This is a genomic window from Sphingomonas sp. A2-49, assembly GCF_025548555.1.
Classification (GTDB): domain Bacteria; phylum Pseudomonadota; class Alphaproteobacteria; order Sphingomonadales; family Sphingomonadaceae; genus Sphingomonas.
In genome coordinates this window covers 36,775-60,657 of record NZ_JAJLPA010000021.1, presented here as the reverse complement: position 1 = coordinate 60,657, position 23,883 = coordinate 36,775, and the positions used below count along the sequence as shown (strand labels likewise).

The 23,883-nt window shown below is 71.2% G+C and carries 21 protein-coding genes; 14 read left to right on the top strand and 7 right to left on the bottom strand.

What is annotated here, in order from left to right:
- Positions 1 to 33: 33 nt before the first annotated feature.
- Positions 34 to 1,011: a cell wall hydrolase gene (locus tag LPN01_RS14975; RefSeq protein ID WP_262829223.1), complete on the top strand. Its 978-nt coding sequence runs from the start codon at positions 34 to 36 to the stop codon at positions 1,009 to 1,011.
- A gap of 164 nt (positions 1,012 to 1,175) precedes the next feature.
- Here the strand turns inward: LPN01_RS14975 and LPN01_RS14970 are convergent, their stop codons facing one another.
- Positions 1,176 to 3,068, bottom strand: coding sequence for an alpha/beta hydrolase family protein (locus LPN01_RS14970; protein ID WP_262829222.1), 1,893 nt, complete (start codon positions 3,066 to 3,068; stop codon positions 1,176 to 1,178).
- A gap of 106 nt (positions 3,069 to 3,174) precedes the next feature.
- Here LPN01_RS14970 and LPN01_RS14965 point away from each other — a divergent pair, with 106 nt between their 5' ends.
- A complete protein-coding gene (locus LPN01_RS14965; RefSeq protein ID WP_262829221.1) occupies positions 3,175 to 3,336 on the top strand; it encodes a hypothetical protein in 162 nt (53 codons plus the stop codon).
- 27 nt (positions 3,337 to 3,363) lie between these two features.
- Here LPN01_RS14965 and LPN01_RS14960 read toward each other — a convergent pair whose 3' ends face one another.
- Together LPN01_RS14960 and LPN01_RS14955 are read right to left on the bottom strand one after the other, a co-directional pair.
- A complete protein-coding gene (locus LPN01_RS14960; RefSeq protein WP_262829220.1) occupies positions 3,364 to 3,765 on the bottom strand; it encodes a glycine zipper 2TM domain-containing protein in 402 nt (133 codons plus the stop codon).
- A 119-nt stretch (positions 3,766 to 3,884) separates the two neighbouring features.
- A complete protein-coding gene (locus tag LPN01_RS14955) occupies positions 3,885 to 4,289 on the bottom strand; it encodes a hypothetical protein (RefSeq protein WP_262829219.1) in 405 nt (134 codons plus the stop codon).
- A 141-nt stretch (positions 4,290 to 4,430) separates the two neighbouring features.
- Between LPN01_RS14955 and LPN01_RS14950 the strand changes: the two genes are divergently transcribed.
- Genes LPN01_RS14950 through LPN01_RS14940 form a run of 3 tightly spaced genes read left to right on the top strand, consistent with a single transcriptional unit; the run spans position 4,431 to position 7,950 of the window.
- Complete coding sequence (locus LPN01_RS14950; RefSeq protein WP_262829218.1) at positions 4,431 to 5,591, top strand: PepSY-associated TM helix domain-containing protein; 1,161 nt, start codon at positions 4,431 to 4,433, stop codon at positions 5,589 to 5,591.
- Positions 5,588 to 5,752 (top strand): hypothetical protein, encoded by a 165-nt coding sequence (locus tag LPN01_RS14945; protein ID WP_262829217.1) that lies wholly within the window; start codon positions 5,588 to 5,590, stop codon positions 5,750 to 5,752. Before LPN01_RS14950 ends, LPN01_RS14945 begins: the two co-directional genes overlap by 4 nt.
- Positions 5,753 to 5,796: 44 nt before the next feature.
- Positions 5,797 to 7,950 (top strand): TonB-dependent receptor, encoded by a 2,154-nt coding sequence (locus LPN01_RS14940; RefSeq protein WP_262829216.1) that lies wholly within the window; start codon positions 5,797 to 5,799, stop codon positions 7,948 to 7,950.
- Here the strand turns inward: LPN01_RS14940 and LPN01_RS14935 are convergent.
- Positions 7,922 to 8,989, bottom strand: coding sequence for a retroviral-like aspartic protease family protein (locus tag LPN01_RS14935; protein ID WP_262829215.1), 1,068 nt, complete (start codon positions 8,987 to 8,989; stop codon positions 7,922 to 7,924). The two genes, LPN01_RS14940 and LPN01_RS14935, sit on opposite strands and share 29 nt — an antisense overlap.
- Positions 8,990 to 9,082: 93 nt before the next feature.
- On the opposite strand from LPN01_RS14935, the gene LPN01_RS14930 reads away from it, so the two are divergent.
- The 5 genes from LPN01_RS14930 (at position 9,083) to gyrB (ending at position 15,012) form a co-directional block, all read left to right on the top strand.
- Complete coding sequence (locus LPN01_RS14930; RefSeq protein ID WP_262829214.1) at positions 9,083 to 9,415, top strand: hypothetical protein; 333 nt, start codon at positions 9,083 to 9,085, stop codon at positions 9,413 to 9,415.
- A gap of 238 nt (positions 9,416 to 9,653) precedes the next feature.
- On the top strand, positions 9,654 to 10,442 hold the full coding sequence (locus tag LPN01_RS14925; protein WP_262829213.1) for a ubiquinone biosynthesis protein COQ4: 789 nt from the start codon (positions 9,654 to 9,656) through the stop codon (positions 10,440 to 10,442).
- A gap of 67 nt (positions 10,443 to 10,509) precedes the next feature.
- Positions 10,510 to 11,565 carry a DNA replication/repair protein RecF gene (recF, locus tag LPN01_RS14920; RefSeq protein WP_262829212.1) on the top strand — a complete coding sequence of 352 codons (1,056 nt, stop codon included), beginning with the start codon at positions 10,510 to 10,512 and terminating at the stop codon, positions 11,563 to 11,565.
- Between the two features lie 89 nt (positions 11,566 to 11,654).
- Positions 11,655 to 12,413, top strand: a complete 759-nt coding sequence (locus tag LPN01_RS14915; RefSeq protein WP_262829211.1) for an OmpA family protein — start codon at positions 11,655 to 11,657, stop codon at positions 12,411 to 12,413.
- 97 nt (positions 12,414 to 12,510) lie between these two features.
- A complete protein-coding gene (gene gyrB, locus LPN01_RS14910) occupies positions 12,511 to 15,012 on the top strand; it encodes a DNA topoisomerase (ATP-hydrolyzing) subunit B (RefSeq protein WP_262829210.1) in 2,502 nt (833 codons plus the stop codon).
- Between the two features lie 114 nt (positions 15,013 to 15,126).
- On the opposite strand, the gene LPN01_RS14905 is transcribed toward gyrB, so the two are convergent.
- Positions 15,127 to 16,011, bottom strand: a complete 885-nt coding sequence (locus LPN01_RS14905) for a LysR family transcriptional regulator (RefSeq protein ID WP_262829209.1) — start codon at positions 16,009 to 16,011, stop codon at positions 15,127 to 15,129.
- A gap of 82 nt (positions 16,012 to 16,093) precedes the next feature.
- On the opposite strand from LPN01_RS14905, the gene LPN01_RS14900 reads away from it, so the two are divergent.
- Genes LPN01_RS14900 through mmsB form a run of 4 tightly spaced genes read left to right on the top strand, consistent with a single transcriptional unit; the run spans position 16,094 to position 20,254 of the window.
- Entirely contained in the window at positions 16,094 to 17,635 is a 1,542-nt protein-coding gene (locus LPN01_RS14900) for a CoA-acylating methylmalonate-semialdehyde dehydrogenase (protein ID WP_262829208.1), read from the top strand.
- 5 nt (positions 17,636 to 17,640) lie between these two features.
- On the top strand, positions 17,641 to 18,174 hold the full coding sequence (locus LPN01_RS14895; RefSeq protein WP_262829207.1) for a hypothetical protein: 534 nt from the start codon (positions 17,641 to 17,643) through the stop codon (positions 18,172 to 18,174).
- A 5-nt stretch (positions 18,175 to 18,179) separates the two neighbouring features.
- Complete coding sequence (locus LPN01_RS14890) at positions 18,180 to 19,325, top strand: acyl-CoA dehydrogenase family protein (RefSeq protein WP_262829206.1); 1,146 nt, start codon at positions 18,180 to 18,182, stop codon at positions 19,323 to 19,325.
- 56 nt (positions 19,326 to 19,381) lie between these two features.
- On the top strand, positions 19,382 to 20,254 hold the full coding sequence (gene mmsB / locus LPN01_RS14885) for a 3-hydroxyisobutyrate dehydrogenase (RefSeq protein ID WP_262829205.1): 873 nt from the start codon (positions 19,382 to 19,384) through the stop codon (positions 20,252 to 20,254).
- A gap of 12 nt (positions 20,255 to 20,266) precedes the next feature.
- On the opposite strand, the gene LPN01_RS14880 is transcribed toward mmsB, so the two are convergent.
- Both LPN01_RS14880 and LPN01_RS14875 read right to left on the bottom strand, forming a co-directional pair.
- Positions 20,267 to 21,319 carry a glycosyltransferase family 2 protein gene (locus LPN01_RS14880; RefSeq protein ID WP_262829204.1) on the bottom strand — a complete coding sequence of 351 codons (1,053 nt, stop codon included), beginning with the start codon at positions 21,317 to 21,319 and terminating at the stop codon, positions 20,267 to 20,269.
- A complete protein-coding gene (locus LPN01_RS14875) occupies positions 21,316 to 23,829 on the bottom strand; it encodes a DegT/DnrJ/EryC1/StrS family aminotransferase (RefSeq protein ID WP_262829203.1) in 2,514 nt (837 codons plus the stop codon). The genes LPN01_RS14880 and LPN01_RS14875 overlap by 4 nt, the downstream gene beginning before the upstream one ends.
- Positions 23,830 to 23,883 lie beyond the last annotated feature (54 nt).

The following is a 23,883-nucleotide window of genomic DNA, read 5'->3' as shown; positions in this document are numbered from 1 at the left end:
CCGGATAAACCGGATGTAAGCGATCCGCGTGGCATGCGGGCGGCGATGGACAGGGGCTGGACGAGGACGCGCGCATGGGCGGCGCCGGTGGCGCTGGGGCTGGCCGCGCTGTCCACGCCGGCCGCCTGGCGCGCGATCGCGGCCGACCGCCGCCCCGATCGCCCGCTCGATCGCCCCCTCGATCGCAGCGCACGTACCGGGCGCGCCATCCCGGCCGTGGCGGCGCCCGCGCATGGAGTGACCGGCACGACCGACCTGCCGCTGGTGCCGGTATCCGTCGCCGCCGCGCTCGCGGCGATGCGCGCCGATGCGGGTGCCGCGGTCGCGGCGCCCTTCTCGATGGCGGCGGCGCGCGGCCCCGACCGCGGCCGGGCGCTCGCCTGCCTCACCGCCGCGATCTATTACGAGGCGGCGTCAGAGCCCGACGCAGGCCAGTCCGCGGTGGCGCAGGTGATCCTCAACCGCGTGCGCCATCCCGCCTTTCCCGCCACCGTCTGCGGTGTCGTCTACCAAGGCTCCGGCCATGCCGGCTGCCAGTTCAGCTTCGCCTGCGACGGGGCGATGGCGAAGCTGCCGGTGCGCGGCCCGTGGATCCGTGCGGCGCGCGCCGCCGCGATGGCGCTGGCGGGCTACGTCTACGCGCCCGTGGGGCTGGCGACGCATTACCACACTTATGCGGTCACCCCGGCGTGGAACCGCGGGCTGGTGCTGACCGACGTCGTCGGCGCGCACCTGTTCCACCGGTGGAAGGGCTATTGGGGCACGCGCGCCGCGTTCGGCCAGCCCTATCGCGGCGGCGAACCGCTGCCGGGACCGCTCGCGGCGCCGGATGCGTCGCCCGCCATCCTCGGCACCGCCGTACCCGCGCCGACCGTAGCGCCGATCACAGCGGCGGCGGCGGCCGCGATCGAACCGGGCGACGCCGTTCCGGCGACGCCCGCCACCGACCGGCTGCCGCCCGCGGCGACCGTGCTCGACCGGTGGAAGGACACCGGCACGCCGCTGTCGTGACGATCCCCCGCGCCGGACGATGAGCGACGCGGCCTGGACCGCGCCCGTCACGTCCTCCGCAAAGGCCGGGTCCGTGGGGCAGACGGTCGTCGCGAACCACAGCGCGTTTCCCGACCGGAGGCCGGCCTTGGTCGGGGAGACGCTGCCACTCCTATGGCTCGGACCTAGCGGGCGGTCTTCACATAGCGGTCGAACCAGGCGATCGCACGTTCGCGCACGTCGGCGGACTGGTCGGGGGCCGGCACGCAATGGCCCGCGTCGGGATAGATGACGAGGCTGACCGGCACGCCCCGGTCCTTCAGCGCGTGCCACCATTCGATCGACTGCGTCGGCGGCACCTCGATATCGCGTTCGCCGACGTAGATGAAGGTCGGCGTCTTCGCCTTGCCCGCGTGATAGATTGCGGACACGTCCTCATACGCCTTGATGTCGTCGTACATCGACTTGCCGAAGAACGGCAGCATCCACTGGTCGATGCCGTTGGTGCCGTAATAGCTGACCCAGTTGGACAGGCCGGCGCCCGCGACGATCGCCTTGAACCGGTCGGTCTGCGTGTTCGCCCACATCGCCATGAATCCGCCATAGCTGCATCCGCCGAGGCCCAGCCGCTTGTCGTCGATCGGCGCCACCCGCTCGACCGCGTCGATGCCGGCAAGGATGTCGCGCAGGTCGCCGCCGCCGAAGTCACGCCTGTTGGCGGCGGTGAACGCCTCGCCCTGGCCATAGCTGCCGCGCGGGTTGGGCAGGAAGACGTAATAGCCCGCCTTCAGCAGCGCCGCGTTGAGCGAGGTCGGATAGACATAGGCGGGGGTCGACGCCGCCGACGGGCCGCCGTGGACGATCGTTATCATCGGCGCCTTGCCCGCCGGCGCGTTCGGCGGGGCGAGCAGCCAGCCCTGCACGTCATGGCCTTCGTTCTTCCAGCCGATGCTGCGCGCGGCGGCGAGCGCGGGCGCCGCGTCGTTGTCGTGCGTGATCTGGCGCACCGCCGCGATCGGTCCCGCGAAGATCGCGGGCGCATGCGCATAATCCTGCACCACCGCCGCGGCGACGCGGCCGTCGGCGGAAAACACCGCGCGGCCGTCACCGGCGCTGGCGCTCGCCGCGCGCGCGAAGCCGGGGACGACCGGCCGGCCCGGCACCAGCGTGCCCCATTGCATCTGGTCGCCCGCCAGCGTCACCGTGCGCAGACCGGCGGTGGTCCAGTCGATCGTCGTCACCGTCGACGTCGCACCGGCGGTGACGTTGCGCGGCGTCCCGCCGGCGATCGGCACGGTGAAGACGTCGCCGCCGATCGAGCCGAAGTCGCTCATCAGCCCGCCGATATAGGCGACCGTCCGCCCGTCCGGCGACACGCGTGGCTGGTTGAGCTGCGTCGCCGGGCGCGCGATCGGGCGCACCGCGCCGCTCTGCGCATCGATGGCGTCGAGCGTCGCGACCCACCAATTGTTGTCGCCGTTGCCGAGCGCGGTCGTCGCGACGAAGCCGCGGCCGTCGGGCGTCCAGTCGTATTCGTAGACGTAGCGGCCCGCGGGCGACACCGGCACGACCGTGGCCGCGGGGCTCGCGATGTCGAACACCGCCAGCCGCTGTTCGTCGTTCTTCTCGCCGATCTCGCCCACCATGCGCACGCCCGCCTGCGTCGCGCCGGCTTCCTTGGCGGCGCCGAGCGTCACCAGCAGCGCGATGCGGCGCCCGTCGGGCGAGACGCGCGGCGTCTGGGCGATACCGGGGATCGTCGCGATCGTCCGCGTCGCGCGCGCATCGGCATAGGTCAGCCGCACCTTGCCCGCGTCGCGGACCAGGAAGACGAGGTCGCCGTTGGGGGCGAAGGTCAACCCGGAATAGCTGCACGTCGCGCACGGGTCGATCGTCCGCAGCACGCGGCCGTCCGCGACGCTGCGCACCGTCACGACACCATGGCCGGTGCCGCTTTCGACCGTGGCGATCCGGTCGCCCGTCGGCGCGATCGCCAGCGATCCATATTGATGGACCGTCTGCGCGACAGCGGGCGAGGCGGTGGCGAGCAACAGCGCGGCGGTGAGGGTGAGACGCATCGGAACTCCAGCGATCGAGACAGGCCGGTGCTTAACGCCTGTCGGCCGCGCCGCAAGCGGAACGGCGGCCCGGGCGACCCGTTGGACATGGACGAGGAGAGAGACGATGCCGGACGATCACAAGCCCACCACGGAAACCCGCGACCCCAACCTGTCGACCGAGCATCAGCGGCCCGGCGACGCCCGCCGGCCGAGCGAGACGCTCGACAAGGGCCAGCCCGACGGCGAGACGATCCCGCGCAAGTCGTCGCTGCTCGGCGACGACTGACGCGGGATCGCCATCAGGCGGGGTGGATCAGCGGCAGCGCACGTTGTTGCGATCCACCGACTGGCCGACCGCGGCACCGGCCGCGCCGCCCAGCAGCGTGCCGAGCAGTTCCGACCCGCCCGGCGCGATGATGTTGCCGAGCACGCCGCCCGCCGCCGCACCGACCAGCAGGCCGGTCGTGCCGTCGTTGCGACGGCAATAATATTGGCCGTTCTGACCGCGATACACGCGCTCGCGGGCCGACAGGCGCCGTTCGCGATAGCGCGGGCCATCGGCATAATAACGGTCGGCGTAATAGCCGCCGTAGGCGGGGTCGACGCGGTTATAGTCGTAGGCGGAATAGCCGCGATACCGGCTGTCGGTGCCATAGCTGGCACAGCCGGCCAATGTCGTCGCGGCGGCCATCGCCGCGATCAGGGTTGCGCGCATCGGGATCCTCCTTCTCGTTGGTTATGCAAGGAGAATGTTCGGCGCGACCGATGGTTGCGTGCCTGAAACGACTGCGCGACGGCGGCGCCGGACGGGCCGCCCGACACCGTCCCGCCACGTCAGAACCCGCTGCCGCGGTCGGCGGCGAGCGTCGGCGCCGGCCCGGTCGCGGGACGGAGCGCCTCGCGTTCCTGGTCGGTCGGCACGGCGGTCGGATCCGGGCGGAAGGCATCGACCGCGCGGTCGCCGACGCCGGGGTGACGGTCGCCCATCAGGTCCGTCGGGACGTGTTCGGCGGCCGGATTGCCCGGCGTCTCCGGAAAGCGCGGCGCGTGCGCCGCCGGTCCCGACGGCGTGTTCGCCAAGCGTATGGCGCCCGGCGAGACGGATCCCGCCGCGTCGTCGTCGTTCGACGCCGGGCGACGCGATCCCGGCTTGGGGCCGAACGCGGCCGTCGCCGCGGTCCAGGCGACCGCGCCGGCCGCGAATGCGCCGAGTCCGATGCCGATGTTCCTGTAATTCATGGCGTGTCTTTCGATTGGGAGAACGACGATCCAACGGCACGCGCGCCTCCCCGGTTCCGCCGCCCGATCGAAGCGCTTGCCGATCGGGCAAAAGCCGGCTAGATAATGCGAGTGGCTCTCATTAGCAGAAGGAAGCGATCGATGCGGCGATCGACGATCCGCGGCTGGACGCTGGTCCACCGCTGGACCAGTCTGGTGTGCACGCTGTTCCTACTGATGCTCTGCCTCACCGGCCTGCCGCTGATCTTCCATGACGAGATCGACGCGGCGACCGGACACCTGCCGCCGGCCGCCGGCCCGGCATCCTCCGGCGATGCACCCGGCCTGCGCCCGCTCGACGCCATGCTCGCGCAGGCGCTCGCGCGCCGGCCGGGCGAGGTGACGCTCTACATGGCGTTCGACAACGACCGCTCGCTGATGACGATCACCACCGGGCCCCGGGTCGATGCCCCCGCCGCGGCGATGACGATGCAGTCGGTCGACCGGCTGACCGGCCGCCTCGCCGCGCAGGAGGGCGAAGATGCCGGGGGGATCGTCGCCTTCCTGTTGCAACTGCACACCGACCTGTTCCTCGGCCTGCCCGGCATGCTGTTCCTCGGCGCGATGGGCGTGCTGTTCGTCGTCGCGATCATCTCGGGCGTGGTTCTCTATGCGCCGTTCATGCGCAAGCTCGACTTCGGCACCATCCGCGTCGCGCGCAGCCGGCGGACGCGCTGGCTCGACTATCACAACCTGCTCGGCATCGTCGCCTTCGCCTGGATGACCGTCGTCGGCCTGACCGGCGTCGTCAACGCGCTCGCCACCCCGATCACGCGGCTGTGGCAGGCGAACGAACTGGCGGAGATGACACGCGGCTATGCCGGCCGCGCGGCCTTGCCGCCATCGCGCTACGGCTCGCTCGACCGGGCAATGGCGGCGGCGCGCGCGCGCCTGCCGGGCATGAACCCCCAGTTCGTCGCCTTCCCCGGCGGCAGCTTTTCCAGCCGCCACCATTATGCCGTGTTCTTCCAGGGCGCGACGCCGCTGACCGAACGCATACTGACGCCGGTGCTGATCGACGCGGCGACCGGCCGCGTCACCGACGTGCGGCGGATGCCGTGGTATTTCGTCGCGCTGTCGTTTTCGCGGCCGCTGCATTTCGGCGATTACGGCGGCCTGCCGATGAAGCTGCTGTGGGCGATCCTCGACCTGTTCACGATCGTCGTGCTCGGGTCGGGCATATATCTGTGGGTGCGGCATCGCCGGCCGGCGGCGCGCGCCGTCGCCCTGCCCGCCGAAGCGCGCGCGGTCCCCGCCGAATGATCCGCGCGACCTGGCCGATCCCCATCGCACTCGCGCTCGCGACCTGCATCGGGCTGGCGAGCGCGCTCGCCGGCGACGGGCTGGCCGACGTGCCCGCCTGGATCGGGCTCGGCCTGCCGGTCGCCGCCACGCTCTGGGCGATGCGCGTCCAGCGCCGCTGACCCCCGACTTTCCCCATCCCGTTCGACAGAAGGACCGTTTTCCCGTGACCCAAGCCCTGTTCCGCGCCGCCTCATCCCTGGCACTCGCCGCGGCCACCCCCGCGCTCGCGCAGGAGGTCGCCGGCCATGACGCGGACATCGTCGTCACCGCGCAGGGCGACAACCAGACGCAGGTGCTGCGCCGCGGCCAGGTCGGCGTGCTCGGCACGCAGGACGCCGCCGACGTGCCGTTCGCCATCCGCAGCTACAACGCCGCGCTGATTCTCAACCAGCAGCCGCAGACGCTGGGCCAGGTGCTGGAGAACGATCCCTCGGTCCGCACCACCTATGGCTTCGGCAACGCCGCCGAACAGTTCGTCATCCGCGGCTTCACGCTGTTCGGCGACGACATCGGGCTCGACGGGCTGTACGGCATCACGCCGCGGCAATTGGTGTCGCCCGAACTCTACGAGCAGGTGCAGGTGCTGAACGGCGCCAGCGCGTTCCTCAACGGCGCCGCGCCCGGCGGATCGGGGATCGGCGGCAGCGTCAACCTGATCCCCAAGCGCGCGGGCGACCGCGACCTGATGCGCGCCACCGCCAATTACACCGAAAGCGGCCATGTCGGCGGTGCGTTCGACGCGTCGCACCGTTTCGGCGACGGCAGCTGGGGGGTGCGGATCAACGGCGCCTATCGCGCCGGCGACGTCGCCGTCGACGACGAATTCCGCCGCAACGCCGTGCTGGGCGGCGCGATCGACTATCGGGGATCGAACCTGCGGCTGTCGCTCGACCTCGCCTACCAGCGGGTCACCGTCCGCCGGCTGCGGCCCAAGGTGACGATCGCCACCGCGACCATCCCGCGCGTGCCCGACGCCGACGCCAATTATGCGCAGGCCTTCACCTATACGACGCTGCGCGACCTGTTCGGCACCGCGCGCGCCGAATATGACGTCGCGCCCAATGCCACGCTCTATGCCGCGTTCGGCGCGCGCGACGGTGCCGAGGAGGGGCTGTACAGCGGCCTCACCGTCACCGATGCCGCCACCGGAGCGGCCACCGGCACCGCGCTCTACGTGCCGCGCACCGACAACAACGAGGCGGCGAACGCCGGCATCCGCGTCACCCTGGCGAGCGGCGGCATCACCCACCGCGTCAACATCGGCGCCAGCCACGTCTGGCAGGTCAATCGCAACGCCTACGACTTCCGCTACGGACCGGGGTTCGCCGGCTTCGCCACAAACCTGTACGCGACGCCACAGGTCGCCCTGCCCGCTTCGACGCTGGTCGGCGGCAATCTCGCCGATCCGTTCCCGATCAGCCGTACCCGCCTCGGCAGCGCGTTCGCGTCCGATACGCTGGGCGCGTTCGGCGACCGCGTGCTGCTGACCGCCGGCCTGCGCCTGCAGAGCATCGCGGTGCGCGGCTATGCGGCGAGCGACGGGCGACAGAACAGCCGCTACGCCGAGGACGCGGTCACGCCGGTCGTCGGACTGGTGGTCAAGCCGGTCGACGGCCTGTCGCTGTACGCCAACCGGATCGAGGGGCTGAGCCAGGGACCGACCGCGCCGACCGACGCGACCGTCATCAACCCCGGCGAGATCTTCGCGCCCTTCCGCTCGACGCAGTATGAAGTCGGCGGCAAGCTCGCCATCGGGCGGTTCAACGCCAGCCTCGCCGCCTATACGATCACGCTGCCCAGCGCCTATGCGGTCGCCGATCCGGGCGGATCGGGCCTGCTGCGCTACGGCGTCTATGGCGAACAGCGCAACCGCGGCATCGAACTCGGCCTCGACGGCGAGATCGCGCGCGGGCTGCGACTGATCGCGGGCGCGTCGCTGACCGACGCCGACCTGCGCGAGCAGGCGACCGTGGCGCTCGACGGCAACACCGCGGTCGGCGTGCCGGACTATCTGGCCAACGCCAATCTCGAATGGGACCTGCCCTTCGCGCGCGGGCTGACACTGACCGGGCGCGTGGTGCGCACCGGCCGGCAGCAGGTGAATGCCGCCAACACGCTGGAGATCCCGGCATGGACGCGGTTCGACCTCGGCGGGCGGTATGTCGCCGTCGTCGCCGACCGACCGCTGACGCTGCGGGTCAACGTCGATAACGTCGCCAACCGGCGCTATTGGGCATCGGCCTATGACAGCTTCGCGCAGGCGTTGCTCCAGGGCGCGCCGCGGACGGTCAAGGCGTCGGTATCGATGGATTTCTGACGCGGTCGCCCCGGCCCGGCGGACAGCCCGCGCGCTCGTCGCGCAGGTGCAGCGTCCGCCAGCCGCCGTCGAGCGTGGCCTGGCAGCGGCGCAGCTGGAAGCGGACCTTCTTCGCGCCGAAATCGAGCGACACGCGGCGGAACGCGCCCATCAGGTCGGTGCCGAGCATCATCGCCGGCGCGTCCGCCAGCCCGAACAGCGCGAAGGGCGGCAGGTCGGCGAACGCCACCGGCACGTCGCGCATGACGATGCCGCCGATCCGCATCTCGGGCACGATCGCATAGGGCAGGACCAGCGTCTCGCCGGTCACGCTGACGAGGGTGACCGGCGTCGTCGCGGGCGGCGTGCGGCGGCGGAACAGCGCATCGCGCAGCGCCAGATTGCCGATCGTCAGCTGCGATCCGGTATCGACCACGGCGCGGATGCCGACGCCGCCGGCGCGCGCCTGGGTCAGGATCAGCTGTCCGCCGCGGCGGCGCGCGGTGACGACGATCTCGTCGGCATTCGCCCGGACCGGGCGGCGCGCATCCTCGATCGTGATCGTCTGGCGCTCGAAATCGAGCATCAGCCGCTGCCCGCGCAGCGCGTCGATGCCAAGCAGCCCTCGCGCCCCGAGATAGGTTTCCGGCAGGACCGGCGCCGCGAGGTCGTCGACGCGGGTGCCGCCGATCGTGATCGTGTCGATGCGGGCGGTCTCACGCCGGCTGGCGCCCGCCATGCCGTGCAGCGTCACCGGCAGCCCGGCCGGCAGGCGCAGCGCGGCGGCGAGCCCTTCGCCGATCACCGTGCGGTCGGCGCCGCTGTCGACGACGAAGCGATAGGGGCCACGACCGTTGACCTGAACGCGCACCGCCATCCGCGTATCGAGCTGTTGGCCGGCGACCGCATCGCCGGCGATTTCCAGCGTGTCGTCGATCGTCGCCTCGCCCAGGCGGATCGCGGGCGCGGATGCGGGGGGCGGCGGCGCCTGCTGCGGTGCCGGCATCGCCAGCGACGTGGCGAGCATCCGGGCGAGGCAGAGGGCGTCGAACGCGGCCATGCCCGACGATAGCATCGCCGGGGCCCGCCGTCCCGCCCGTTTGCCGCCGTCGATCGTTATCCGTGCCAATCGCCGACGAGGACCGCGCCCGCCATGACGATCCGCTTCACCGCCGACACGCATTTCGGCGACCATCGCACGCTCAATATCCATCGCCGCCCGTTCGCATCGGTGGCGGCGATGGACGCGGCGCTGATCGCCGCCTGGAACGCGACCGTCGCGCCCGACGACATCGTCTGGCATCTGGGCGACGTCGCGCGCCGGGTCGCGGACGTCGCCGGGCTGCTCGCGGCGCTGCACGGTATCAAGCACCTGCTGCGCGGCAACAACGACGATCCCGCGATCGGCGAGGTGCCGGGCTGGGCCAGCGTGGCCGACTATGCCGAGATCGTCGTCGACGACCGCGCGCTGGTGCTCTGCCATTAGCCGTTCCGCAGCTGGAACGGGCAGCATCGCGGTGCGATCGACCTGCACGGGCACAGCCATGGCAGGCTGAAGCCGATGCCCCGCCAGTTCGACGTCGGCGTCGATGCGCGACTGGCGCCCGGTGACGCTCGCCGAGCTGACGACGCCGGGCTGACGACGGCTCGGGCCGCCGGCCCGGTCTTGCGGACGGCACGCGCCCGCGATATACTGACATCATTGTCAGTAAGGATCCGACGCGATGGCGAAGCTGCCTCCTTTTCCCGGCACCACCGGCAAGCGCGCCTGGCCCGTCGCGATCCGGGCCTTGCGCGCGCTGCTCGCCAATGGCGACGACACGTCGCAGGTGTTCCGCATCATGCGCGCGCTCAACGTCGGCGATACCGCGAACGGCTATGCGCGGCTGATCGCGAGCGGTGACGGCGGCCGGATCGCGTACGAACGCGTCGAACTGGCGCAGCGCTTTTCCGACCGGGACTGGGTGGCGGGGTTCGCGCCGGGCACGGTCGGCGCGGCCTATCGCGACTTCCTGGCATCCACCGGCTATTCTGCCGACGGGCTGGTCGAGGTCAGCCGCCTCGATCCCGCTGAATCGGACGTCGCGCACCCTTATGCCTGGATGGGCCGCCGCACCCGCGACGTACACGACATCTGGCATGTCCTGACCGGATACAAGGCGGACGAGACGTTGGGCGAGGCGTGCCTGGTCGCCTTTTCCTATGCGCAGACGCGCGGGCTCGGCTGGGCGTTCATCGCCGGCGGCGCGGCACTGAAGTCGCTGCGCGAGACGCGCGGCACGCTGTTCGCCAAGGCGGTGCGCGAGGGCTATCGCAACGGCACGCGCGCCGCCTGGCTGCTCGGCGAGGATTACGAGCGGCTGATGCACGAGCCGATCGATGCCGCCCGCAGCCGGCTGAAGATCGCCGACCCGGCGCTGTACCGCCGCGCGCAAGCCGAACTGGGCGCGCGGCTCGCCTCCTACGCCAGCGCACAGAAGGCCAGGGCGCAGGCCACCGAACGCCTCGCCTGAGCGGGACGCCCCCGGACGCGGCCGCGCCGGTTTCCCCCTGCCGGCACTTTGCTGTACGCGCCGGCGGATGCTGTCGCGCCTTCGCCTCACCGATTTCCGCAACCATGCGGATCTGGTGCTGGCGCCCGGCCCCGGCTTCGTGGTGCTGACCGGCGAGAATGGCGCGGGCAAGACCAACGTCCTCGAAGCCGTGTCGCTGCTGGCGCCCGGCCGCGGGCTGCGCCGTGCCGCCCTGTCCGACATGCAGCGCCAGCGTGGCCCCGGCGGGTTCGGCATCGCCGCGACGCTCGCCGCGCCGGGCGGCGACGTCGAGATCGCCACCGGCACGCTCGCGTCCGCATCCGAACGCCGGCAGGTCCGCGTGCAGGGCGCCGCCGCCACCGCCAATACGCTGGGCGAATGGCTGACCGTGCTGTGGCTGACCCCGGCGATGGACCGGCTGTTCGTCGAGGCGGCGGGGGAACGGCGCCGCTTCCTCGACCGGCTGACGCTGGCGCTGGAGCCCGCCCATGCGCATCACGCCGCCCGCTACGAGGCGGCGATGCGTGCGCGCAACCGCCTGCTCGCCGCCGACGCGCCGGCCGATCCCGACTGGCTGACCGCGCTGGAAACGCAGATGGCCGAACATGGCGGCGCGATCGCGGCGGCGCGGCGGGCGACCGTCGCGCTGCTCGACGCGCGGCTGGCGGAGCAGCGCGACGGACCGTTCGCGCGCGCGACGATCGCGCTGGACGGATGGCACGGCGATACCGCCGCCCTGATCGGCGAGCTGCGCGTCAACCGGGCACGCGACACCGCGGCCGGGCGCGCGCTGGCGGGGCCGCATCGCGCCGACCTCGCCGTCACCCACCTCGGCAAGGGACAGCCCGCCGCGCTGGCATCGACCGGCGAACAGAAGGCGTTGCTGCTCGGCATCGTCCTCGCGCATGCCGAACTGGTCGCGGCAAGGACGGGGCATGCACCGGTGCTGCTGCTCGACGAGGTCGCCGCGCATCTCGACCCCGTGCGGCGCACCGCGCTGTTCGATCGCCTCGCCGGCCATGGGCAGGTGTGGATGACCGGAACCGAACCCGCGCTGTTCGCCGGGATCGACGCCGCCGCGACGCGGATCGCGATTCGCTGAACCGCGGCTGTCGATGCGGGTCACGCGGCGTTCAACCCGCCGCCGCCATGCCCCGGTCCATCGAGGGCGGGGGCCATCGGAGAAGACCCATGCTAAAGCCGTTCATCATCGCCGCCACCGCCCTGACCGCGCTCGCCGGCCCCGCCGCCGCGCAGGACCGCTGGGACTGGAGCGCCGGCGACCGGCCCTATCGCCTCGTCGGTGCGGGCGTGCCCGACCTGTTTCCCGAACTGCGCCGGACCGAACGCGGCCGCGCCTTCGTGATGCGCAATTTCGACATCAACCGCGACGGCCGCGTCTCGCCGCGCGAAGCGGAGGCCGCCAACCGGGCGTTCGCCGCGGTTGCCGGCCCGCGCCGCGACCGGTTCGACTGGGACCGCCGCGAGCGCACGGTCGTGGTCGAAACCCGCGATGCCGGCCCGGGCCAGTGGGACCGCCGCGCGATGCACGACTATGGCTTTCGCCAGACGCCCCGAGGCGCGACGCTGACGCTGTCCGAAGACGTGCTGTTCGCAACCGACAGCGACGTGCTGCGCCCCGGCGCCATCGACCGGCTGCGGCCGCTCGCGGCGTATCTGCGCGCCAACGGCGGCGTGCGGGTCGCGATCGACGGCTTCACCGATTCGCGTGGGTCCGACGCGCACAACCAGGACCTGTCGGAACGCCGCGCCGCCAGCGTGCGCGCCGCGTTCGATGCGATGGGGGTGACGCGGGCGCGGTTCAGCGTCGTCGGCCATGGCGAGGCGAGCCCCGTCGCCACCAACGCCACCGCGGCGGGCATGCGCCAGAACCGCCGTGTCGAGGTGACGTTGCTCGGTCGGCGCGCCGCGGAATTCGCGGGCCGCTGATCCGCCCGCCCGCCTTCGGCCTCCTCCGCGGCGCGGGGGAGGCACGGCCCCGCCCATTTCGCTTCCGTTCCGGCCGCCCCGCCCCTATATAATCGTCATGGCAGAACCCCAGAATACCAACGATTACGGCGCCTCCTCGATCAAGGTGCTGAAGGGCCTCGACGCGGTGCGCAAGCGGCCGGGCATGTACATCGGCGATACCGACGACGGATCGGGCCTCCACCACATGGTGTTCGAGGTCAGCGACAATGCCATCGACGAGGCGCTCGCGGGCCATTGCGACCGGATCGACATCCAGCTGAACGCCGACGGATCGGTCAGCGTCACCGACAACGGCCGTGGCATCCCGACCGGCATCCATCCCGAAGAGGGCGTGTCCGCGGCAGAGGTCATCATGACCCAGCTGCACGCGGGCGGAAAGTTTGAGAACACCAGCGACGACAACGCCTACAAGGTGTCGGGCGGCCTGCACGGCGTCGGCGTCTCGGTCGTCAACGCATTGAGCGAATTCCTCGACCTGACGATCTGGCGCGACGGCGAGGAGCATTACATGCGCTTCGCGTTCGGCGACGCGGTCGCGCCGCTGAAGGTGGTCGGACCGGCGGTCGGCAAGAAGGGGACGCGCGTCACCTTCCTCCCCTCCCCCGCCACGTTCAAGATCACCGAATTCGATTTCGAGAAGCTCGAACATCGCTATCGCGAGCTGGCGTTCCTCAATTCGGGCGTGCGCCTGTTCCTGACCGATGCGCGCCATGACGAGCCCAAGACGGTGGAGCTCTATTACGAGGGCGGCATCGCCGCCTTCGTCAAGTGGCTCGATCGCGCCAAGACGCCGCTGTTCCCGGAGCCGATCGCGATCAACGGCACCCGCGACGACGTGACGATGGACGTCGCGCTGGAGTGGAACGACAGCTATTACGAGAACGTCCTCGCCTTCACCAACAACATCCCCCAGCGCGACGGCGGCACGCACATGGCCGCGTTCCGTGCCGCGCTGACCCGCACGCTCAACAATTACGCCGAAAAGTCGGGGCTCCTGAAGAAGGAGAAAGTGACGCTGACCGGCGACGACATGCGCGAAGGGCTCACCGCGATCGTCTCGGTCAAGCTGCCCGATCCGAAGTTTTCCAGCCAGACAAAGGACAAGCTCGTCTCGTCCGAGGTGCGCCAGCCGCTCGAAAGCCTGATGGCGGACAAGCTCGCCGAATGGCTCGAGGAAAATCCCGCCCACGGCAAGTCGATCGTCGGCAAGGTGATCGACGCCGCCGCCGCGCGCGAGGCCGCGAAGAAGGCGCGCGAGCTGACCCGCCGCAAGGGCGTGATGGACATCGCCAGCCTGCCGGGCAAGCTCGCCGACTGCCAGGAAAAGGATCCGGCCAAGTCCGAACTGTTCCTGGTCGAGGGCGATTCGGCGGGCGGTTCGGCCAAGCAGGGCCGCGACCGCCATTTCCAGGCGATCCTTCCCCTGCGCGGCAAGATCCTCAACACCGAGCGTGCGCGCTTCGACCGGATGATCTCCAGCCGCGAGATCGGCACGCTCATCCAGGCGATGGGCACCGGCATCGGCCGCGACGATTTCAACGCCGACAAGCTGCGCTACCACAAGATCGTCATCATGACCGACGCCGACGTCGACGGCGCGCACATCCGCACGCTGCTGCTGACGTTCTTCTACCGCCAGATGCCCGAGCTGATCGAACGCGGCCACCTCTTCATCGCCCAGCCGCCGCTGTACAAGGCGACCAAGGGGCGATCGGAAGTGTATCTGAAGGACGATGCCGCGCTCGACGAATATCTGGTCGATGCCGGCGTGTCGGCGATGGTGTTCGAGGCGCCGAGCGGATCGCGCTCGGGCGCGGACCTCAAGAGCCTGCTCGACCATGCCCGCCGCATGCGCACGCTGATGCGCTACGTGCCGCGGCGTTACGATCCGGTCATCATCGAGGTGCTGGCGCTCGCCGGCGCGCTCGACCCGACTTTCACGCGCGACCAGCGCGCGGCGACGGTGGCGGAGGTCACCCGCCGCCTCGAATCGGGGGACGAGGAAGCGCGCTGGACGGCGCGGCTGACCGAGGATGGCGGCATCCACTTCGAACGGCTGTGGCGCGGCGTCACCGACCATCACATCGTCGAGGCGACCTTCCTGGCGAGCGCGGAGGCGCGCAAGCTGCACGGCCTCGCCGCCGAACAGGCGGAGAGCTTCGTCGCCGCGGGCAAGCTGATCCCGCTGAAGGGCGTCGTCGCCGCCGCCGAGGACGCGGAACCCGCACCCGAGGGGGCGGGCCAGATCGGCAGCGTCACGACGACCGTCGCGCGCGGCGAAAGCCTCGTCGCGCGGCCATCGCAATTGCTCGACGCGATCCTCGCCTCGGGCCGCAAGGGGCTTGCCATCCAGCGCTACAAGGGGCTGGGCGAGATGAACGCGGACCAATTGTGGGAGACGACGCTCGATCCGTCGAACCGCACGATGCTGCGCGTCACCAGCGACGACGTCTCGGCGGCGGACATGATCTTTACCCAGCTGATGGGCGAAGTCGTCGAGCCACGGCGCGAGTTCATCCAAGACAATGCGCTGAACGTCGCCAACCTGGACGTGTAGGCGCTCGCGCGTTCCCCGGCGACGGCCGGGAAACGGTTTGTGCGATTGGCGTCGGGGAGCAGGATTTCCCCCAGCCGCTCGCGGCGCATCGCGCCGGGCGGGCGATGCCGGCCGCTACACGAACCGCGCGCGTTGCGCCGCCACCACGCCGGTCAGCCAGTCGCGAAACGCGCGCACCCGCCGGGCGTCGCGCGTGTCCTGGTGCGTCACCAGCCAGAACGACCGGCGGATCGTGCGATCGGGCAGGACGCGGCGCAGGCTGCGGTCGGCATCGCCGATGAAGCGCGGCAGCACCCCCAGCCCCGCCCCCGCCGCGACCAGCCGGTATTGCGCGTTGATGCTGGAGCTGCGGATACCGGGGCTGAGCCCCTCCTCGATCTCGGCGAGATAGCGCAGTTCGGGGGCGTAGAGCAGGTCGGGAACATAGCCGATCAGCGGGTGATCGCGCACCGCCGCCGCCTCGACCGGGAGCGGACGGCGCGCGGCGTAGAGGTCGGACGCATACAGGCCGAGCGCATAATCGGTCAGCTTGCTGCTCACCAGCGGTCCGGTCTGCGGCCGGGCGAGCAGCACCGCGACGTCCGCCTCGCGCTTCGAGGGGCTGAGGAACCCGCTGCTGGCGACCAAGTCGACCGTCAGCTCGGGATGCATGGCGGTAAAGTCGCGCAGGTGGTGTGCGACGAACCAGGTGCCGAACCCCTCCGATACGCTGACCCGGAGCAGCCCCGTCAGCCGATCGGGATCGGCATGCTGCGCCGCGATGCCCGCCGCCGCGCGTTCCATCGCCTCCGCCGCGACCAGCAGCGCCTCGCCCGCTGCGGTCAGCGCCTGCCCCTCGCGCGTCTGTTCGAACAGCGTCTGGCCCAGCGTCGCCTCCAGCCGCCGCAGATGCCGGGCGAGCGTGGTCGCGTCGATCCCCGCCGCCGCCGCCGCCCGCGCGATCCGGCCGGCGCGGGCGACGCGCAGAAAATCCTGAAGGTCGTCCCAGTGTGGCTGCATATTTGCAGGTGGCAGTCGCATTTTCGCCGCTTGCCTGCAATGGCGTCAGGGCCGATCGTTCGGATAACGAACGGAGAGGTTCATGCGCACCATCGATCATTTCATCGTCGGCGATGCCGGCGGGGCGCCGTCCGGCGACGCCGGCCGTCACGGCGACGTCTTCGATCCCAACACCGGACGGGTGCAGGCGCGCGTCGCCTTCGGCACGCAGGCGGATCTCGACCGCGCGGTTGCCGCGGCGCAGCGCGCGCAGCCGGGCTGGGCGGCGACCAACCCGCAGCGCCGTGCCCGCGTCATGTTCCGCTTCAAGGAGCTGGTCGAGGCGAACATGGACGCGCTCGCGCACCTGCTCTCGTCCGAGCACGGCAAGGTGATCGCCGACAGCAAGGGCGACATCCAGCGCGGGCTGGAGGTGATCGAATTCTGCTGCGGCATCCCGCACATCCTGAAGGGCGAATACACCCAGGGGGCCGGGCCGGGCATCGACGTCTATTCGATGCGGCAGCCGCTCGGGATCGGCGCGGGAATCACCCCGTTCAACTTCCCCGGCATGATCCCGATGTGGATGTTCGGCGTCGCGATCGCGACCGGCAACGCCTTCATCCTCAAGCCGTCGGAACGCGATCCGTCGGTGCCGGTGCGGCTGGCCGAGCTGATGCTGGAGGCGGGTGCGCCCGAAGGCATCCTGCAGGTCGTCCACGGCGACAAGGCGATGGTCGATGCAATCCTCGACCATCCCGCGATCGCTGCCGTCAGCTTCGTCGGCTCGTCCGACATCGCGCATTACGTCTATCGCCGCGGGGTCGAGGCCGGCAAGCGCGTGCAGGCGATGGGCGGCGCCAAGAACCACGGCATCGTCATGCCCGACGCCGACCTCGACCAGGTCGTCGCCGATCTGTCCGGTGCCGCATTCGGCTCGGCGGGCGAACGCTGCATGGCGCTGCCCGTCGTGGTGCCGGTCGGCGACAAGACCGCGGATGCGCTGCGCGAGAAGCTGATCCCGGCGATCGCGGCGCTGCGCGTCGGCGTCTCGACCGACGATCAGGCGCATTACGGCCCGGTGGTGAATGCCGCGCACAAGCAGCGCGTCGAAAACTGGATCCAGACCGGCGTCGACGAGGGCGCCGAGCTGGTCGTCGACGGCCGCGGCTTCACGCTCCAGGGGCATGAACAGGGTTTCTTCGTCGGCCCGACGCTGTTCGACCGGGTCACGCCCGCCATGTCGGCGTACAGGGAAGAAATCTTCGGTCCCGTCCTCCAGATCGTCCGCGCGCCCGATTTCGAAACCGCGATCCGGCTGCCCAGCGAGCACCAGTACGGGAACGGCGTCGCGATCTTCACCCGCAACGGCCATGCCGCGCGCGAATTCGCCGCGCGGGTCAACGTCGGGATGGTCGGCATCAACGTGCCGATCCCGGTGCCGGTCGCCTATCACAGCTTCGGCGGCTGGAAGCGCAGCGCGTTCGGCGACACCAACCAGCACGGCATGGAGGGCGTGAAGTTCTGGACCAAGGTCAAGACGATCACGCAGCGCTGGCCGGACGGGTCCGCGCCGGCACCCGGCAGCGAGGACGGTGGACCCAGTCGCATCCAGGACGCGTTCGTCATACCCACGATGGGATGAACGCCATGCGCCACGTCACGACACTCGCCGCCGCCGCCCTGATGCTCGCCGCCTGTTCGGGCGGCGGCGAGAGCGCCAACAACGAAGGCAGCGGCGGCAGCGCGGCGGTCGAGCCGGTGTCCGACACTCTGTCGGTCGATCCGCAGAACACGCTCGTGCCGCTCGATCCCCCCGGCAACGGCGCGGCGGTGTCGCCGGTGCCGCTGCCCAGCATCGGCGCGTCGCCGGTCGCGGGCATACCGGCGGCATTCCAGGGCCGCTGGGGGATGGGCTCGGCCGATTGCGAGGCCGGCCGCGCCGATGCCAAGGGGCTGCTGACGATCGCCGGCGACCGCCTGGCCTTCTACGAATCGCGCGGCACCGCGACGCATGTGCGACAGACGCAGCCGGGCCAGATCGTCTTCGACCTCGCGATGAGCGGCGAAGGCCAGACCTGGACCGAGGCGACGACGCTGACGGCGGTGGGCGACGGCCGCACGCTGCTACGCGAGACGAAACAACCCGCGGGCTCCTTCCGCTACAGCCGCTGCCCGGCCTGAGGGACATGATGAACCAGTTCGACCTGACCGACGACCAGCGCGAGATCCGCGATCTCGCCGCGCGCTTCACCGCCGACCGGATCACGCCGTTCGCGGCGGCGTGGGACGAGGGCCACGTCTTTCCCCGCGACACGATCAAGGCGGCGGCGGAGCTGGGCTTCGCCGCGATCTACGTCAGCGAGGAGAGCGGCGGCATCGCGCTCGGCCGGCTCGAGGCGGCACTCATCATGGAGGCGATGGCCTATGGCTGTCCCTCCACCTCGGCATTCATCTCGATCCACAACATGGCGTCGTGGATGATCGACCGCTTCGGCGGCGCGGCGGTGAAGGCGAAATACCTCCCCGACCTCGTCACGATGGACCGGCTGGCGAGCTATTGCCTGACCGAACCGGGTTCGGGATCGGATGCCGCGGCGCTCAAGACGCGCGCGGTCCGCGACGGCGACGACTGGCTGGTGACGGGGTCGAAGCAGTTCATCTCGGGCGCCGGCGAGAACGAGGTGTACGTGACCATGGTCCGCACCGGCGAGGACGGCCCCAGGGGCATTTCCGCGCTGGTGATCGAAAAGGACATGCCCGGCGTGTCGTTCGGTGCGAACGAGCGCAAGCTCGGCTGGCATTCGCAACCGACGCGGCAGGTGACGTTCGACAACGTCCGCGTACCCGCCGAGAACATGGTCGGCGGCGAGGGCGAAGGGTTCCGCATCGCGATGATGGGGCTCGACGGCGGCCGGCTCAACATCGGCGCATGCAGCCTCGGCGGCGCGCAGCGCTGCCTCGACGAGGCGGTACGCTATACCAAGGACCGCAAGCAGTTCGGCACCGCGATCGCCGAGTTCCAGAACACGCAGTTCATGCTCGCCGACATGGCGACCGAGCTGGAGGCGGCACGCGCCCTGCTGTACGTCGCCGCCGCCAAGGTGACCGACAACGCCCCCGACAAGACGCGCTTCGCGGCGATGGCGAAGCGGCTCGCCACCGATACCGGATCGAGCGTCGTCGACCGCGCGCTCCAGCTGCACGGCGGCTACGGTTATCTGATGGACTATCCGATCGAACGCTTCTGGCGCGACCTGCGCGTCCATTCGATCCTGGAGGGCACCAACCAGGTGATGCGGATGATCGTCGGGCGGGACCTGATCCGCCAGTAACCCCGCCCATACCCCGGCGGTGCGGGGGGCACGAACGGTAACGAGAGGAGCATATCATGGCACGCGTCGCCTTCATCGGGCTGGGCAACATGGGCGGCGGCATGGCCGCCAACCTGGCGAAGAAGGGCCATGACGTCCGCGCCTTCGACCTCAGCGCCGATGCGCTGGCACGGGCGAAGGAGGCGGGCTGCCTGCCCGTCGGGACCGCGGTGGACGCGGTCGAGGGCGCGGAGGCGATCGTCACGATGCTGCCCGCTGGCACCCATGTCGAGGGCGTCTATGCCGACGCCGTGTTCGGCCACGCGCCGTCGTCGGCGATCCTGATCGACTGTTCGACGATCGACGTCGCCACCGCCCGCCGCGTGTCGGAGCAGGCCGTGGCGCGCGGGCTGGCGGCGGTCGACGCGCCGGTGTCGGGCGGGATCGGCGCGGCGAATGCGGGCACGCTGACCTTCATGGTCGGCGGCGCGGCCGAGGCGTTCGACCGCGCGCGCCCGTTCCTCGCCGACATGGGCAAGGCGGTGATCCACGCCGGCGCGAGCGGCGCGGGCCAGGCGGCGAAGATGGCGAACAACATGCTGCTCGGCGCGACGATGATCGCGACGTGCGAGGCGTTCAAGCTGGCCGAGCGGCTCGGCCTCGACCTCCAGACCTTCTACGACATTTCGTCGGTGAGTTCGGGGCAGAGCTGGTCGATGACCAGCTATTGCCCGGTCCCCGGCGTCGGCCCCGACACCCCCGCCGACCACGACTATCGGGGCGGGTTCGCTGCCGCGCTGATGCTGAAGGACCTGCGGCTGGCGATGCAGGCCGCGACGGACGCGGGCGCGCAGACCCCGATCGGCCGGCATGCGACCGATCTGTACGAGGCGTTCGTCGCCGATGGCGGCGGCACGACGGACTTTTCGGGGATCATCCGGACGCTGTAGCGCCCGCCGCGGTCACGCGGCGCGGCGCAGCCGTCGCACCGCGCCGATCGCGCCCGACCACAGCAGCGTCTCGACCCCGGCATAGCCCAGCCCCAGGTGCGGCGGCCGTGCCGCCAGCACGTCGGCGAGCCCGACCGTTCCCGAACGCAGCCCCGCGCGCCCGATCCGTGCCCAGCGCCGCGCCGTTTCCCAGCGGATCAGCCGCGCGCTCTCCCGGTCCGGGCGGTGCGCCGCGAGGAACGCGGCCTGCAGCGTCGCGATGCCCGTGCCCAGTCGCAGCAGCGTCGCGCGGTCGGGGACGGGCGTGCCGCCCATGTTGTGCGTCACCAGCAACTGCGCGAGGCCGGATGCCGCCGCCGTACCCAGCAGCGGCGCGTGCCGCGCGGCGAGCACCCGCATCGCCGCCCGTTCCATCGTGTCGGTGAAGCGCTTCGAGGCACCGCCGGCATGCTGGCGATAGAGCAACAGCGGGCGATCGATCCGCGCGATCCGACCGAGCGGCGCGACCCGATGATAGAGGTCGAAATCCTCGGCATAGAGCATCTCGGGCCGGGTGAACGGATCGAGCGCCCGCGCGATGTCCGCCCGGATCATCACCGTCGACCAGACGACCGGATTCTCGATCCAGCTGAGCCAGGCGATCAGGTCGGGCGTGGTGTGCGGCGCATAATGCATCGCCGACACCCGGCCGTCGCGCAGTTGCTCGGCCTGCGTGCCGACCAGCGCCACGTCGCGATGCGCCTCAAGATAGGCGACCTGCATCGCCAGCCGTTCGGGCCGGCACAGGTCGTCCTGGTCGAGCCCGGCGATATAGCGTCCGCGCGCCAGTGCGACGCCGCGGTTGCGCGCCCGTACCGGGCCGCCGTTCTCCGCCTGCTCGACCAGCCGCACGCGCGGATCGGCCCAGTCGCGCACGATATCGCGCGTCGCGTCGGTCGACCGGTCGTCGACCACGATCGCTTCCCAATCGGTCAGCGTCTGCGCGCCGAGCGAGGCCAGCGTCGCGCCGATGAAGTCCGCGCCGTTGTAACCGGGAATGACGACCGAGACGACCGGATCGGTCATGCCGCGGCCTGCGCCTCCCGCCCGAGCAGCTGATCGACGATCATCTGGCCGACGTCGTTCTGCCACAGCCACAGCCCGTTCGCCTGGCCGCGAAAGCTCGCCTCGCCGCCCAGCCGCCCCCATGGGACGAAGCCGGCGGACAGGCCGATGCCATAGGCGCCGGGCACCGGCCGGTCGCTCGCGTCGAGGATGCGGCAATGCCGGTCGACCATCGGCCGGCCCGCGTGATGCGCCAGCGCCAGCGGCGCGCCGTCGACGCCCAGCAACGGCACCGCCCGCGGGCGATAGCCGAGCGCGCCGATCACCAGATCGGCCTCGGCGACGATCCGGCGGGCGGCGGCGTCGTCGTCGCCGGCGATCCGGTGCGCGGCGACGCGCGGGTCGGGCGTGCGCCCGCCGAGCGACAGCATGCGCAGCACCAGCTCGCGCGATTCGAGGCGCAATCCCGCCAGCCGCAGCACGAAGCCGCTGACCGGACAGACGTCGTTCTCGTCGAAATCGTGGAAGCCGTCGGCATGCGCCGCGGCGATCGTCGGATAGAAGGGGCGCAGCGGCTGGCGGTGGAGGATCGTCACCGCGCCCGCACCGAAGGCAAAGCCCGGCTGCGCCTTCAGCAGCAGCACCGCCGCGGCGATCGCGCTGGTCGACGCGCCGACGATCGCGACACGCGGCGCCGGACGCCCGCGCAGGCGTTCGTGCGCCCGTTCGACCCCGCCCAGCCGCAGCAACAGGTCGGATCGCATCAGCCGCTTGCCGGCAAGCGTGCCGAGCGGCATCCCGGCGACCAGCCGGCCCGCGACCTGCGCGTCGGTCTGCACCCCGCCGGTCGCGACGACCACGTTGCGCGACACCAGCCGGCGCGTCGCACCGGCGGCATCGCGCACGCTCGTCGCCCAGCCACCATCGGCGGTGCGGCGGACGCTGGTCGCGTCATGCCCGGTCAGCACCTCGCCGCCGTGCGCCGCGACGATGGCCCGCAGCCGGTCGGCGGTCGCCGCGAGCAGCGGCGCGGTGTCGGTCAGCGGCGCGCCCAGTTCGGCGACGTAGCGCTGCATCAGCCGGCCGGCGGGATGATGCTCCAGCGCCGCCAGCTCGGGGTGCGGATTGCCCTTCACCGCCGACAGGAAGGTCTCGGCGGTCGTGTCCGATCGGATCGCGTATTGGCCAAGTGCCCCCGGCCCCACCTGCGCCCCCCGTTCGACGATCGCGAGGCCCGCCGCGGCCAGCGCCACCAGCCGGTCCTGCTTGCTCGCTGCGGTCAGCATCGCGGTGCCGGCGGGGCCGCCGCCGATCACCACCGTCGCAAGCGCGCGCGTCGCCGCCATCGTATCCACCCGTTCCCCCACCCGCGCCATGGCATCGTCGGCCACCCGTTCGATCGCGCGGATCAGCCGCCCGGCGATCACCGGCGCATCCGCCGGCGCCATCGCGTCGGTGATCGGCAGGCTGAGCATCCTTGCCGCGACCGCATCGGCGACCGGGGTCGGTGCGATCACCGCCGTATCGCGAAACAGCGACTGTTCGCCGATGTGCGGGCTGAAATAGGTGCCGGCGCCGACCCCGTCCTCCGCCAGCGCGGCGACGATCGCGGCGCGATGCGGCGAGAGGTCGGCGGGCAGCAGCATCGGCATGAACTGCGTCGCCTGCCGCCGTCCCTGCACCGCCTGCACGGTGAAACCGGTCAGCGCATCGCGATAGGCGGCATCGATCGCGGCGCGATGATCGCAGAGCGCATCGATCTCGGCCAGCTTGGCGCGCGCCATCAGCGCGATCACCTCGGGCAGCTTGGCGTTGATTCCCGGCACCGCGGCGGAACGCGTGCCCTCGAACCCGAAGCTGGTCATGACGCGCAGCCGCTCGATCAGCGCGGGATCGCCGCTGTGGATCAGCCCGCCCTCGGCGACCGAAAAGGTCTTGGTCGCGTGCATCGAGAAGACGGTGGCGAACGGCGCGCCGGTCCCGAACCCGCGCCCGTCGGCATCCAGCGTGCCGAGCGACGCCGCCGCATCGATCACCACGCCGGCATCGCGATCCGCCGCCAGCCGCGCGTAGCGGTCGAGGTCGATCGCGGTTCCGAACGTCGCATAGGGCACGATCACCCCGATCCGGTCGCCGTAGCGGGCGAACAGCGCGTCCTCCTGTGCGGGATCCGCCGCCCAGGTCGCCGGATCGATGTCGCAGATCAACGGTGTCAGCCCCGCCCAGTTCGCCGCCTGCGCGGTGGCGGCAAAAGTCAGCGCGGGCATCAGCGCCAGAGTGCCGGGTCGCGGATGCAGCCCGCCGCAGCGCGCCGGGTTCGCCTGGCGGATCGCCACCATCAGCCCGAGCGTCGCATTGGCGACCGCCAGGCTTGCGCCGCTGCCGCCGAACATCCGCGCGGTGATGTCCGCCTCGAACGCCCGCACCTCGGGGCCGTGGTTGCTGAACACGCCGGACGCCTCGATCCGGCGCAATTCCTCGCTCAGCGCGCTCAGCCGCGGCGGATTGGGGGCGATGAGCGGAAATTCCATGACGGGCGGCATCCTGAAGTCAGGCCCCCTCGCCTAGCGGGCCGCCCCTAAAAA